Annotated in this window: 13 protein-coding genes and 1 pseudogene; 9 read left to right on the plus strand and 5 right to left on the minus strand. The window is 63.8% G+C overall.

Going from position 1 to position 12,878, the window contains the following annotated elements:
• Positions 1 to 40: 40 nt before the first annotated feature.
• Positions 41 to 1,188 (minus strand): annotated as a pseudogene (locus tag LO50_RS03805) (L-talarate/galactarate dehydratase).
• A gap of 103 nt (positions 1,189 to 1,291) precedes the next feature.
• Here LO50_RS03805 and LO50_RS03810 point away from each other — a divergent pair.
• Positions 1,292 to 2,248 (plus strand): LysR family transcriptional regulator, encoded by a 957-nt coding sequence (locus tag LO50_RS03810; protein ID WP_044314154.1) that lies wholly within the window; start codon positions 1,292 to 1,294, stop codon positions 2,246 to 2,248.
• A 107-nt stretch (positions 2,249 to 2,355) separates the two neighbouring features.
• Here the strand turns inward: LO50_RS03810 and LO50_RS03815 are convergent, their stop codons facing one another.
• Both LO50_RS03815 and LO50_RS03820 read right to left on the minus strand, forming a co-directional pair.
• Positions 2,356 to 3,582, minus strand: coding sequence for a type II toxin-antitoxin system HipA family toxin (locus LO50_RS03815; RefSeq protein ID WP_044314155.1), 1,227 nt, complete (start codon positions 3,580 to 3,582; stop codon positions 2,356 to 2,358).
• Positions 3,582 to 3,905 carry a helix-turn-helix domain-containing protein gene (locus LO50_RS03820; RefSeq protein ID WP_044314156.1) on the minus strand — a complete coding sequence of 108 codons (324 nt, stop codon included), beginning with the start codon at positions 3,903 to 3,905 and terminating at the stop codon, positions 3,582 to 3,584. Before LO50_RS03820 ends, LO50_RS03815 begins: the two co-directional genes overlap by 1 nt.
• A gap of 489 nt (positions 3,906 to 4,394) precedes the next feature.
• Here LO50_RS03820 and LO50_RS03825 point away from each other — a divergent pair, with 489 nt between their 5' ends.
• The 8 genes from LO50_RS03825 to LO50_RS03860 all read left to right on the plus strand — a co-directional run bounded on the left by LO50_RS03825 (position 4,395) and on the right by LO50_RS03860 (position 11,590).
• Positions 4,395 to 5,111, plus strand: coding sequence for an AzlC family ABC transporter permease (locus LO50_RS03825; protein ID WP_044314157.1), 717 nt, complete (start codon positions 4,395 to 4,397; stop codon positions 5,109 to 5,111).
• The gene (locus LO50_RS03830; RefSeq protein ID WP_014818816.1) at positions 5,101 to 5,409 is read left to right on the plus strand and encodes an AzlD family protein; all 309 of its coding nucleotides are present in this window, start codon (positions 5,101 to 5,103) and stop codon (positions 5,407 to 5,409) included. Before LO50_RS03825 ends, LO50_RS03830 begins: the two co-directional genes overlap by 11 nt.
• A gap of 383 nt (positions 5,410 to 5,792) precedes the next feature.
• Positions 5,793 to 6,608: an NAD-dependent epimerase/dehydratase family protein gene (locus LO50_RS03835; RefSeq protein ID WP_044314158.1), complete on the plus strand. Its 816-nt coding sequence runs from the start codon at positions 5,793 to 5,795 to the stop codon at positions 6,606 to 6,608.
• Between the two features lie 41 nt (positions 6,609 to 6,649).
• On the plus strand, positions 6,650 to 7,540 hold the full coding sequence (locus LO50_RS03840) for an SMP-30/gluconolactonase/LRE family protein (protein WP_044314159.1): 891 nt from the start codon (positions 6,650 to 6,652) through the stop codon (positions 7,538 to 7,540).
• 80 nt (positions 7,541 to 7,620) lie between these two features.
• Positions 7,621 to 8,598, plus strand: coding sequence for a TRAP transporter substrate-binding protein (locus LO50_RS03845; protein ID WP_044314160.1), 978 nt, complete (start codon positions 7,621 to 7,623; stop codon positions 8,596 to 8,598).
• A gap of 58 nt (positions 8,599 to 8,656) precedes the next feature.
• A complete protein-coding gene (locus LO50_RS03850; protein WP_041015650.1) occupies positions 8,657 to 9,184 on the plus strand; it encodes a TRAP transporter small permease in 528 nt (175 codons plus the stop codon).
• Positions 9,184 to 10,464, plus strand: coding sequence for a TRAP transporter large permease (locus LO50_RS03855; RefSeq protein ID WP_041015649.1), 1,281 nt, complete (start codon positions 9,184 to 9,186; stop codon positions 10,462 to 10,464). Before LO50_RS03850 ends, LO50_RS03855 begins: the two co-directional genes overlap by 1 nt.
• Positions 10,465 to 10,687: 223 nt before the next feature.
• Positions 10,688 to 11,590: an EamA family transporter gene (locus LO50_RS03860; protein WP_044314161.1), complete on the plus strand. Its 903-nt coding sequence runs from the start codon at positions 10,688 to 10,690 to the stop codon at positions 11,588 to 11,590.
• Between the two features lie 41 nt (positions 11,591 to 11,631).
• On the opposite strand, the gene LO50_RS03865 is transcribed toward LO50_RS03860, so the two are convergent.
• Both LO50_RS03865 and LO50_RS03870 read right to left on the minus strand, forming a co-directional pair.
• Positions 11,632 to 12,387 carry a FadR/GntR family transcriptional regulator gene (locus tag LO50_RS03865; RefSeq protein WP_014818809.1) on the minus strand — a complete coding sequence of 252 codons (756 nt, stop codon included), beginning with the start codon at positions 12,385 to 12,387 and terminating at the stop codon, positions 11,632 to 11,634.
• 115 nt (positions 12,388 to 12,502) lie between these two features.
• Positions 12,503 to 12,878, minus strand: a 376-nt coding sequence (locus tag LO50_RS03870) for a trehalase family glycosidase (protein ID WP_044314162.1), incomplete at its 5' end; no start/stop codon positions are given.

Raw genomic sequence — 12,878 nt, forward strand, 5'->3', positions numbered from 1 at the left:
CCTGAACCTGCGCCCCTCTGCGCCAGCAGAGGGGCTGCCGTCACGGCTTGGTGCCGAACGTCTCGCACGCCAGCGTCCAACCCACCACCTGCTCGCTGAGGCTCAGCCCCAGCCCGGGCCGGGTCGGGTCGGCACCTGCATGCAGCCATCGCGGATCTCGAGTCGCTCCTGGAACAGCGGCTCGAGCCATTCGAAATGCTCGACCCACGTGGCGTGTTCGTAGGCCGCAGCGAGGTGGATATGCAATTCCATGACGAAGTGCGGCGCCATGACGATGCCGCGCCGCCGCGCCGCCTCGGCCACCTGCAGGAACGGCGTGAAACCACCGATGCGCGGCGCGTCATGCATGATCACATCCACCGCCCCGCGCTCGACGAAGGCACAGGCTTCGGCCGCGCTGCCGAGCATCTCGCCAGTGCCGACCGGGGTGATCAGCTGAGCGGCCAGGGCGGCGTGGCCTTCCAGATCGTGGGCGTCCAGCGGCTCCTCGATCCAGGTCAGGTCGAACTCCTCCAGTGCCCTGCCCATGCGCGCCGCGGTGGTGCGGTCCCACTGCTGGTTGACGTCCACCATCAGCGCCACCTCGTCGCCGAAGTGCCTGCGCAGCGCCGCGACCCGCCGCAGGTCGGCGTGCCGGTCGGGCTGGCCGACCTTCAGCTTGACCCCGCCGATACCACGCGCGCGGGAGGCTTCGGCCTTTTCAATGACCTCCTCGATGGGCGCCTGCAGGTAACCGCCGGAGGTGTTGTAGCAGGGCACCGCATCGCGATGGGCGCCGAGCAGCTTGGCCAGCGGCAGACCGGCACGGCGCGCCTTGAGGTCCCAGAGTGCGGTGTCGAACGCGGCGATGCTCTGCACCGCCAGGCCGCTGCGCCCGATCGAGGCGCTGGCCCAGCTCAGCCGGCTCCACAGGCGGGCGATGTCGTTGGGGTCTTCGCCCAGCAACAGCGGCGCCAGTTCCCGCGCGTGGGCATATTGCGCGGGGCCGCCGGTGCGCAGGCTGTAGCTGAAACCGAGGCCGTGATGGCCCTGCTGCGACTGCAGCTCGACGAACAGCAGGCTGACCGACGCCAGGGGCAGCTGTCGCCCGGTGAGTACCTTGGCGTCGCTGACCGGCCGCTGCAGCGGCAACTCCACAGCACGCAGGCCGATCCAGCTGATGCGGTCCGCTTCGTACAGGTCGCTCATTCGTGCCGCCGCCTCGCCAGTCAGGGGATGCGCTGGATAATCCGTCGGCTGATTGATACGGTCCAATTCATTAAAGCTCTCGATTGATACCAGGAACGGATCAATGTTCGAACTCGCCCAGCTGCGCTGCTTTACCACCCTGGCCAGCGAACTGAATTTCCGTCGCGCGGCCGAGCGCCTGAACATGACCCAGCCGCCGCTGAGCCGGCAGATCCAGTTGTTGGAACACCAGCTCGGCGTCGCGCTGTTCACCCGCAGCACGCGCTCGGTAGCACTCACCGCCGCCGGCCGCGCTTTCTTCGTCGAGGCCCAGGCCCTGCTCGACCAGGCCCACCGCGCCGCACAAGGTGCGCGCCTGGCCGCACTGGGCGAGAGCGGCTCGCTGACCATCAGCTTCGTTGCCAGCGCGGTCTACGACTTCCTGCCGCGCGCGATCACCCAGGTGCGCCGGGAACGGCCAGGCGTGGCCATCAACCTGCTGGAGACCACCACCTTCGAACAACTGCAGGCTCTGCGCGCGCGTCGGGTCGACCTGGCGGTGGTGCGCGAGCCGTTGCAGCAGCCGGGACTGGTCAGTGAATGCCTGCTGCGCGAGCCCTTCGTGCTGGCCACGCCGACCGACCACCCGCTGGCGCAGCATCCGGCGCCGACCCTGGAAATGCTCCACGGCGAGCCATTCATCCTCTATGCCCATGGCGCCTGGCAGCCGTTCAACGAGCTGCACACCGGGCTGTTCCGCGCCAGCGGTATCCAGCCCGAATTCGTCCAGTCGCTGGGCTCGACGCTGACCATCCTCTCGCTGGTGAACGCTGGCCTCGGCCTGGCGCTGGTGCCACGCGGGGCCAGCGCGATCCGCTTCCAACAGGTGCGCTTTCGCGAGCTGCCGCTGCCAGCGGGCATCTGCGCCGAGCTGCACCTGGCCTGGCGCGACGACAACGACAACCCGACGCTGGAGGCGGCGCGCAATGCCGTGCGCCAAGCGGCCAGCGACATTGCCCGGGACCTGCTGCCAATCCCAGCGCCAACACCATGGGGCGGGCTGCTGACGGCCACAAGTTGAGGTTCGAATGGGTCGACCAGAGCTGGGGCTATTCAGGCCTGTGACGATTGCGCTGCTCGACACTAAAGCAAGGACCAAGAGTGCAGGAGAAGCCTTCGCAGCCCGCTCTAGACCAGCAGTCTCTCGCTGCTTGTTGCGTCCACCGCCGCATCCAGCTCAGCCCCAGCCAAATGCTCTGCATAGTGCTCCATCAGCTCCGACTCCCAAGAAGCGACCTCGTCCAATATGCCGGCCGCCTCATCTTCCGTCAGTGCAAAATGCTCATGCTGGCTAAGCAGGTTAGCTCGACTTAGGAGAGTACCGTTGATACCAACTTCCATCGCCAGCCCCTGCGCAGGCCCCTCTCCCAGCACGGGAAGAACGTCATACATGGGCGAGAGGCGCCAAGCGCCTTCCTGCCAGATCACTGCGTGGTTGCGAGGATGATCGTCACTGTTGCCGACCAGAGCGTTGTAGGCCATTCGCCTGTAGAGCGCCTGCCTATCAGAATCCGGCGCGCCTCTGCGGTACAGCTCATCGGCGAGCGCCGCGTAGATCCACCCGTTGTTGCGCTGCACCTGCCATTCGGCATCGAGAAGAGTTAAGCCACTCATCATCGGAATGCGGCGAAACCTTGCATCACTCTCTGACCATTTTCGGTCGAATCGCTCCACTAGCAGCGTGTTGCCCCTTTCACTTTGATGGAGTGCAGTCCGAGCGACACTCATCCCCTTGGTAGCCGCAAAAGTCATGCAGGCATACTCGAATTTCGGCAGGTCGTAGTGATCAAACTTGTCGCGTGGCTTGGCAAGAATCAGCTTGTGATCAAAGCGGTACGTGCGCTTGGGCCTGGCACCACCAACAGCTGAGCGCTGATCCCGTATTCTTAATGCCTCCAGCTGCTCGGCGCTCAGCTGGCTGTCATAAATCGCAGCGCAAACATCTATGAAATGATCGAGCCCTTTGGCTTCAAGCATTTTCACAGGCCTTTCGCCTATTCCCGGCCGCGGTGTGCGATCTTCGCCAGCCATGATATTTCCGGCGCGATCTTCGTTAGGAGATAACAGCAGGAGCTGGATCGGAGTGAGCTCGCCCTTTCGGGTACGGCGCAACAGGCGTTCTCCCCAGCCATCTGGCATCGCATCATCAATGAAGCCGGGGACGCCGCCATTCTTATGTACCTGAATGGGTCGAGTGGAGAGCGGATACCGTATCGGATCAGGCACCCAACGCTTGGCTTCCACGATCTCCGGCGCATAGACGAAGGTTCCCGTGCCACCAGCAAGGGTCAGCCTGCCCAGCGTCACAGTCTCACCCGTTTCCGGACATTCCATGTAGATGTAAGCGCGCGACATTAGAAGTCCTCCGCGTTGCTGCGCGGCAGCCTGACGCGCTTGGTCGCATTGGTTTCCAAAGCGTCGAGATCAAGCGCTGGGTCATCGATCAGCGCCTGGAAAACCCGGTCAGAAATCCCAACGGTGAACAACGCGAGCATGAAGTCGTGCAGCGAAACACCTTCAGCCTTGCCCCCCTCAATGTGACGAACAGCTCGGAGAGAAATCCCAGCCCGCTCTGCAAGGTCAGCCTGGCGCAGCCCCATGCGCAGACGCGCCTCTTTCACCAGAAGGCCTATACGGTAAAGCAGAGAGGCACTTTGAACAGGGAAAAAGCCTTTCATAAGATTATACCAAGCGACATCCTATAAAGGATAAGATACTACTAAACGCACACTAAGCAACCTTGAAAGAATATTAAGCAGTCATTTAATAACATCTTAAATACGATAAGACGTCATGAATAGATATCTTATTACGGCTAAAAAAACCCGGCATGGCAGATCACTCTCGGATTCTGGACGGCAAATCTGTCCAGTTCGGCCATTCCAGCCAGATAAGCCTTCTGCTGCAATCGGCAGCTTCTAGCCGTCGGCAGCCCATCACACTGCAAAATCAGAATCGGACATAGCCACCCATAGCATCGGTGGATGACTGGCGAGGCGCAGCGTCGACAGGCCGAAGCCTTCATTGCCGCGCAATCGACTGCTCGCGCGAATCTGTACCGCCCGATCCGACGCCAACTGCGCTGTTCCGTCGCGGCAACACCCCCTAATCTGGCGGGCTGGACGTTGAATGACTCGATCCAGCGCTGCCATCTGGAGGATTCGTGCATGACTGACGCAGAAAGCGAGCTGCATCATTTCGACCGGCGCATGGTCTGGGCCGGTTTTCGCCAGCTCGCGCCGATTTCCATCTTCGTCACCCTGTTCGGCGCCGCCTTCGGCCTCGCCGCGGTGCAGACCGGGCTGGACGATTCGGTGATCCTGACGATGAGCGCGCTGGTGTTCGCCGGCGCCTCACAGTTCGCTGCGCTGGAGCTGTGGGGAACGCAGGTGCCGCTGCTCACCCTGATGATCACGGTGTTTGCCATCAACGCCCGCCACCTACTGATGGGCGCCACACTCTATCCTTGGTTGCGCCAGCTGCCGCCGGGCAGGCGCTACGGGGTGATGCTGATCGCCTCGGACGCCAACTGGGCGATGGCCATGCAGGCCTTTAACCGCGACCGCCCGGGCTTCGGCCTGCTGCTCGGTGGCGGCCTGGCGCTGTGGTCGTTCTGGGTGGTGGGCAGTTGGCTGGGCATCCACTTCGGCAGTGCGGTCAGCGACCCGAAGCGCCTGGGGCTGGACATGGTGATGGGCTGCTTTCTGCTGGCCATGGTGGTGGGCGGTGAAAAGAACCTGCGCATGCTGGTGATCTGGAGCGTTGCCGCCGGCGCCTCGCTGCTCGCCTTCCGTTACCTGCCGGAGAACAGCCACGTGGTAGTGGGTGCCCTCGCCGGTGGCGCGACCGGGCTGCTGTGGAAGGAGAAAGCGCGTGAATCTTGATGCGACGGGCGCAGGCGCGCTGACCGTGGTGCTGGTCATGGCACTGGTGACCCTGGCGACGCGCTGGGGCGGCGTGTTCGTCATGGCCTTCGTGCCCATCAGCGACCGCGTCCGCCAGTTCATCACCGCCATGTCCGGCTCGGTACTGGTGGCGATCGTTGCGCCGATGGCCTTGCAGGGTGATGCTGGCGCGCGATTGGCGCTGCTAGCCACGGCAGTGACCATGCTGGTGCTGAAGAAGCCGCTGCCGGCGATTGCCGCCGGTATCCTCGCTGCGGCGCTGGTCAGGCAATTCTGAGCCTCAGCGGCTGATAACGGCCGCTCAGGACACCGGGTTCGGCAGCCTCCATAGCAGTCATTACGGTGTGCACCAGCAGCGCTTCGGCAGTGTGCTGACCACGCACCGACCTCGTTACGCACTCTGTTTCGGGACAGTCATCATACAACTATCGAAAATATTGCTGGCAGCGCCCCGCTTTTATCAATCTCGGGCGCCGCTCCTCTGGAGCCCTCTGTCGCAGCGCTTTAGCTTGGACAACACAACGGAAGTGACGCTGAGAAGCAACATATGTCATCAAATACGACTTTAAGCGTGTTGACATTCATGCGACTAGATGCTGATATTTGGCACATGTCATATGATAACAGATGACTTCAAGAACAATAATGACAGGCGCCCCGATGACTACTACCCCCAATCCCACGCTTGGCCGTCTTCTGCTCACCGGAGCGGCAGGCGGCCTTGGTAAGGTCTTACGCGAAAAGCTGCAGCCCTACGCCCGCATCCTCCGACTGTCCGATATCGCGCCGATGACTCCGGCAGCCGGTGAACACGAGGAAGTCGTGCCCTGCGACCTCGCCGACAAGGCGGCCGTGCATGCCCTGTGCGAAGGTGTCGACGCCATCGCCCACTTCGGCGGTGTCTCCGTCGAGCGGCCGTTCGAGGAAATCCTCGACGCCAATATCCGCGGCACCTTCCACATCTACGAAGCAGCCCGCCTGCACGGCATTAAGCGTGTGGTCTTCGCCAGTTCCAACCACGTGATCGGCTTCTACCCGCAGACCGAAACCCTGGATGCCCACGCACCACGCCGCCCGGATGGCTACTACGGCCTGTCCAAGTCCTACGGCGAGGACATGGCGAATTTCTACCACGATCGCTACGGCATCGAGACCGTCAGCATCCGCATCGGCTCCTCGTTTCCCGAACCGGCCAACCGCCGGATGATGAGCACCTGGCTCAGTTTCCGCGACCTCACCGAGCTGATGCGCTGCGCGCTGTTCACGCCAGCGGTCGGCCATACCGTGGTCTACGGCATGTCCGCCAACCGCGACGTGTGGTGGGACAACCATCTGGCCGAGCACCTGGGCTTCCAAGCGCAGGACAGCTCCGAAGCGTTCCGCGACAAGGTCGAGCAGCAACCGCCGTACAGCGCTGACGACCCGGCTGGCATCTACCAGGGCGGCGCCTTCGTCGCGGCTGGCCCCTTCGACTGATCGACCCCCTTCGCCCGCCTACAACAACAAAGAGAAACGCAATGGCCAGTGAAGCTGAACTCATCGCCGACCTGCGCTGCGCCACCGGCGAAAGCCCGGTCTGGGTCGCCGCCGAACAGGCGCTGTATTGGGTCGACATCCCCAATCGCGAACTGCTGCGCTGGAACGCTGCCGACGGCCAGGTTTCCCGCTGGCAGGGCGAGCAGATGCTGGCCTGCATCGCGCGCCGCGGCGATGGCTGGGTGGCCGGCATGGAGAGCGGCTTCTTCGCCCTGCAGACGCGCCCGGACGGCCGACTCGACAGCCACGCGCTGGCGGCCATCGAGCACCAGTTGGCCGATATGCGCATGAACGATGGCCGCTGTGATCGCCAGGGCCGTTTCTGGGCCGGCAGCATGGCGCTGGACATGGCCGCCGGGCATCCAGTCGGCGCGCTCTACCGGCTGGATGACGATGCCAACGATGCACCACTGCGGCCGCAGCTCGACGGTTTCATCGTGTCCAACGGCCTGGCCTTCAGCCCTGACGGACGAACCATGTACCTGTCCGATTCGCACCCCAGCGTGCAGAAGATCTGGTCCTTCGATTACGACACGGACAGCGGCACGCCGAGCGGCCGACGCCTGTTCGTCGACATGCTCGACCATCCCGGCCGACCCGACGGTGCCGCGGTGGATGCCGATGGCTGTTACTGGATATGCGGCAACGATGCCGGCTTGATCCACCGATTCACGCCCGATGGCCGCCTGGACCGATCGCTCGCCGTGCCTGTGAAGAAACCGACCATGTGTGCTTTCGGCGGCGCGCGCCTGGACACCCTGTTCGTCACCTCGATCCGCCCCGGCGGCGATCTGAGCGACCAGCCGCTGGCCGGTGGCGTCTTCGCCCTGAACCCAGGCGTCACCGGGCTGGAGGAACCCGCTTTCAACTGACTCATCAGGGAAGGGCCGCTGCGTGCCCAACCTCGCTTCTCGCAACGCTGCACACCAACAAAAACAAGATGGAGAGTGTCATGAACCTCAAACGCAAGTTGCTCGTTACCGCCCTACCCTTCGCCTTCTGCGTCAGCGGGCTGGCACATGCCATGACGCTGAAGATTGCCGAGATCCACCCGGCCGGCTACCCCACGGTGGTCGCGCAGGAGAACATGGGCAAGAAGATCGCCGAAGCCACCAAGGGCGAACTGGATTACCGCATGTTCGCCGGCGGTGTTCTCGGCTCGGAAAAGGAAGTGGTCGAGCAGGTGCAGCTCGGCGCGGTACAGATGACCCGCGTCAGCCTCGGCACCCTCGGACCGGTGGTCCCGGACGTCAACGTGTTCAACATGCCGTTCGTGTTCCGCGACCATGAACACATGCGCAAGGTCATCGATGGCGACATCGGCCAGGAGATCCTCGACAAGATCACCAACTCCGAATTCAACATGGTCGGCCTGGCCTGGATGGATGGCGGCGTGCGCAACCTCTACACCAAGGAGCCGGTACGCAGCTTGGAAGACCTCAAGGGTATGAAGATCCGCGTGATCGGCAACCCGATGTTCATCGAAACCTTCAACGCCCTGGGCGCCAGCGGTATCGCCATGGACACCGGCGAGATCTTCAGCGCATTGCAGAGCGGCGTGATCGACGGTGCCGAGAACAACCCGCCGACCATGCTCGAGCACAACCACTTCCGCAACGCCAAGTACTACAGCCTGACCGGCCATCTGATCCTGCCCGAGCCGATCGTGATCTCCAAGACCACCTGGAACAAGCTCAGCGCCGAACAGCAGGACCTGGTGAAGAAGTTCGCCAAGGAAGCGCAGTTCGAAGAGCGCAAGTTGTGGGACGAGAAGTCCGCCGCCAGCGAAGCCAAGCTCAAGGAAGCCGGGGTCGAGTTCATCGAAATCGACAAGAAGCCCTTCTTCGACGCCACCGCGCCGATCCGCGAGAAGTACGGCGCGCCCGCGCCATACGCCGAACTGATCAAGCGCATCGAAGCCGTTCAGTAATCCTCGTGCAAGCGCATCGCGGCGGCCCGTGCCGTCGCGATGCAACCGGTGGACTCTCATGAAAAACCTGGTTCTGGGCGTCAATGACGCCATCTATCGCACCTGCGTCATCGTCGCGGCCACGGCGATCGTGATCATGGCGACGATCATCCCCTGGGGCGTGTTCAGCCGTTACGCACTGGGCCAGGGCCTCGGCTGGCCCGAGCCCATCGCCATCCTGCTGATGGTGCTGTTCACCTTCGTCGGCGCCGCCGCCAGCTACCGCGCCGGCGCGCACATGGCCGTACAGGTGCTCAGCGATCGCCTGCCGCCGCTGGCCCAGCCCTTCATCATCCTGTTCGTGCGCCTGGCCATGGCGGCCATCAGCCTGTTCATGCTGATCTGGGGCTACAAGCTGTGCGTTGCCACCTGGAACCAGTACCTGAGCACCCTGCCCTGGATGCGCGTCGGTTTCAGCTATGCGCCGATTCCACTGGGCGGCTTCATCACCCTGCTGTTCGTCATCGAGCAACTGCTGTACGGCGACCAGAGCAAGCGCCGTGTCGTCGACTACGAAGCCCGCGAAGAGTCCAAGGAGTCCGTGTAATGGATGCCGTCGTCCTGTTGGGCAGTTTCATCGTCCTTATCCTGCTACGCGTTCCGGTAGCCTACTCCCTCGGCCTGGCCACTCTGGTCGGTGCCTGGTGGATCGATATTCCCCTGCACGCCGTGATGATCCAGATCGCCGGCGGCGTGAACAAATTCTCCCTGCTGGCCATTCCGTTCTTCGTCCTGGCCGGCGCGATCATGGCCGAAGGCGGCATGGCCCGCCGCCTGGTCGCCTTCGCCGGGGTGCTGGTCGGCTTCGTCCGCGGCGGCCTGTCACTGGTCAATATCACCGCCTCGACCTTTTTCGGCGCCATCTCCGGCTCGTCCCTGGCGGACACGGCCTCGGTCGGCTCGGTGCTGATCCCGGAAATGGAAAAGAAGGGCTACCCGCGGGAGTTCTCCACCGCGGTGACCATCTCCGGTTCGGTGCAGGCACTGCTGACCCCACCCAGTCACAACTCGGTGATCTACTCGCTGGCCGCCGGCGGCACCGTGTCGATCTCCGCGCTGTTCGTCGCCGGCATCGGCCCGGGCCTGCTGCTCAGCACCGCCATGGCCGCGCTCTGCCTGCTGTTCGCCCGCAAGCGCAACTACCCCAAGGGCGAAGTGGTGCCGCTGCGCCAGGCACTGAAGATCTGCGTCGAGGCGCTCTGGGGCCTGATGACCATGGTGATCATCCTCGGCGGCATACTCTCCGGCGTGTTCACCGCCACCGAGTCCGCTGCGGTGGCGGTGGTCTGGGCCTTCTTCGTCACCATGTTCATCTATCGCGACTACAAGTGGCGCGAGCTGCCGAAGATGCTGCACCGCACGGTGCGTACGCTTTCCATCGTGATGATCCTGATCGCCTTCGCCGCCAGCTTCGGCTACATCATGACGTTGATGCAGATCCCATCGAAGATCACCACCGCGTTCCTGACCCTGTCGGACAACCGCTACGTGATCCTCATGTGCGTCAACCTGATGCTGCTGGTGCTGGGCACGCTGATGGACATGGCGCCGCTGATCCTGATCCTCACGCCGATCCTGCTGCCGGTGGTGACGTCGTTCGGCGTCGACCCGGTGCACTTCGGCATGATCATGCTGGTCAATCTGGGGATCGGCCTGATTACCCCGCCGGTCGGTGCGGTACTCTTCGTCGGTGCCGCGATCGGCAAGGTCACCATCGAGAACACCGTGAAGGCGCTGCTGCCGTTCTACGCCGCGCTGTTCGCCGTGCTGATGGCGGTGACCTATATCCCGATGATTTCGCTGTGGCTGCCGAGCGTAGTGCTCTGATCCAGCTCACGATCTGCTGCGCGTCGGCCCTCCTGCGTTAAAAACAGGCTCGGAATGCTCATTTACAAAAGTAAACTCCGCTTCCTCGCCTGTTTTTGCCTTGTAGGGCTCTAGCTCGCAAGATCTCACACACTGCCTGCTTCGCTGCATCGTTTGCCGAGATACTCGCCCAAGCAAAGCCGCCTTGTGGGCAGCGCCTCGTTTAAGGACGTATCGCCCTGCCATGTTAGCCACGCCGTTTCCACGCCACATCGCTGTACTGGTCCTGGCCACGTTGGCCTGTTCGTTCGCGGCCAACCACATCGCCGCGCGGATCGCCTTCGATCACGGCACCGGCCTGCTGCTGGCCATACTCTGCCGCGCCGGGGTGACGCTGCTGGCGCTGGCCGCGCTGGTGTTCTGGCGTCGCGAATCGCTGCGCCTGAGCCCGACCACCTGGCGCTGGCAGATCCTCCTGGGTCTGCTGATCGCGGTGCAGAGCTTTTGCATCTATTCGGCGGTGGCGCGCATTCCGGTGGCGCTGGCGCTGCTGGTGGTGAACCTGTCACCGATCCTCCTGGCGCTGCTCACCTGGGCAGTGGGCGGGCCGCGGCCGACCCGCGTGGCGCTTGCAATCATGGGCCTGATCCTGTTAGGCCTGGTGCTGGTGCTGGATGTACCCGCGCGCCTGATGAGTAACGAGGCGACGGATGAACAATGGACCGCCGGGATCCTGTTCAGCCTGACCGCCGCCGCGGTGTTTGCGGTGGCGCTGTGGGTCACCGAGCACAAGCTGTCGAGCATGGCCGGCTCGGTGCGCAGCATGCTGACGCTGATCGTGGTATTCACCGCCTCCGCCCTGCTCGGCGCCAGCGACCTGATTCCCGGTGGTCTGGGCATGCCCAATGCAACCGCCGGCTGGATCGCCCTCGCCTGCCTGGTGCTGCTCTACGGCGCGGCGTTCTCGACGCTGTTCATCTGCATGCCGCGGCTGAACATCGCGCGCAATGCGCCGGTGATGAACATCGAGCCGGTGGCCGGCATGGTGCTGGGCTGGCTGATCCTCGGGCAGGTACTCGGGGCCATGCAGGTGGTCGGCGGTCTGATCGTGGTCGGCGGTATCGTCCTGCTGGCCTACCGCCGCTAGGGCTGTCGACGTACCCGGCGCCAGCTGCGCCGGGGCGGCGATCAGTTCTGCAGCACTTCCGCTTCGGCGCTTTCGTGGGCCTGGCGCAGCCGCTCGCGGCTGTTGGTCAGGTGCAGCCGCATGGCCGCCCGCGCGGATTCCGGGTCCTGGCGCTCGATGGCCTCGTAGATCTGCTCGTGCTCGCGGCCCAGGCGCGCCTGGTAATGCTGCTGATCGTCATGGGCCAGCCGTGCGGAATTGACCCGGCTGCGCGGGATCAGCGTGGTGCCCAGGTGGCTCATGATGTCGGTGAAGTAGCGGTTGCCGGTGGCTTCGGCGATCTGCAGATGGAACTGGAAATCCGAGGACACCGCATCGCTGGAGTGCGCCGCACTCTGGTTGAGCTGATCAAGAAAGGCGCGCATGGCCGCCAGTTGCTCGGGCGAGCGGCGCTGCGCGGCCAACCCGGCCGATTCCACTTCCAGACTGATTCGTAGCTCGAGAATCGCCAGCAGGTCGCGCAGGGTGCCGATGGTCGCCGGGTCGATGCGCAGCCCGGTGGTGCTCGGCGTATCCAGCACGAAGGTGCCGATGCCGTGCCGCGTTTCCACCAGCCCCGAGGCCTGCAGGCGCGAGATCGCCTCGCGCACCACCGTGCGACTCACACCCTGCGTCTGCATGATGGCGGACTCGGTCGGCAGCTTGTCGCCGCGCTTCAACATGCCGTCGCGGATCTGCTGCGACAGTTCGGCGACCAGCTCCTGGGCGAGGCTGCGGTGTTTGCGACGGGCGCGTGGCTGGGCGCTCTGGTTATCCATGGACGGCGATCTCTGAGAAGCGGAAGCAACCGTCATCATAGCCCAGCAGTTGTACGATAACTATTGATCCATTGCATTTGTAGGGAGATTGCGCGCAACCATCGCGCCAGATGTCCTAGGGCGGCGGGCGACAGTGCCCGGCCCGGCAGCGGTTGGCCTGATGGCTGGGGTCCTGCTGCATGAGCTTGCGCGTGACGCCGTTGGTCCAGCCGAAGCCGTCCTGTAGCGGATACTCGCCGCCTTTGGCGTGCTCGGTGCACGGGCGCAGCACGTATTTTTCCACCAGCTTGTTCTCGCGCTCGAACAGGTGGCTGACGATGGTCAGCCAGCGCTCCTCGATATCCAGCGCCAGCGCGTCATGGCCGTAGTGCTGCAGGCCGCGAATGGCGATCCACTGCAACGGCGCCCAGCCGTTGGGGCGATCCCATTGCTCGCCGCTGCCGCTGATCTCGGTGGTGGCCAGCCCGCCCGGGGCCAGCAGGCGGGCGCGC

Origin of the sequence: Stutzerimonas stutzeri, assembly GCF_000935215.1 — a bacterium.
GTDB lineage: Bacteria > Pseudomonadota > Gammaproteobacteria > Pseudomonadales > Pseudomonadaceae > Stutzerimonas.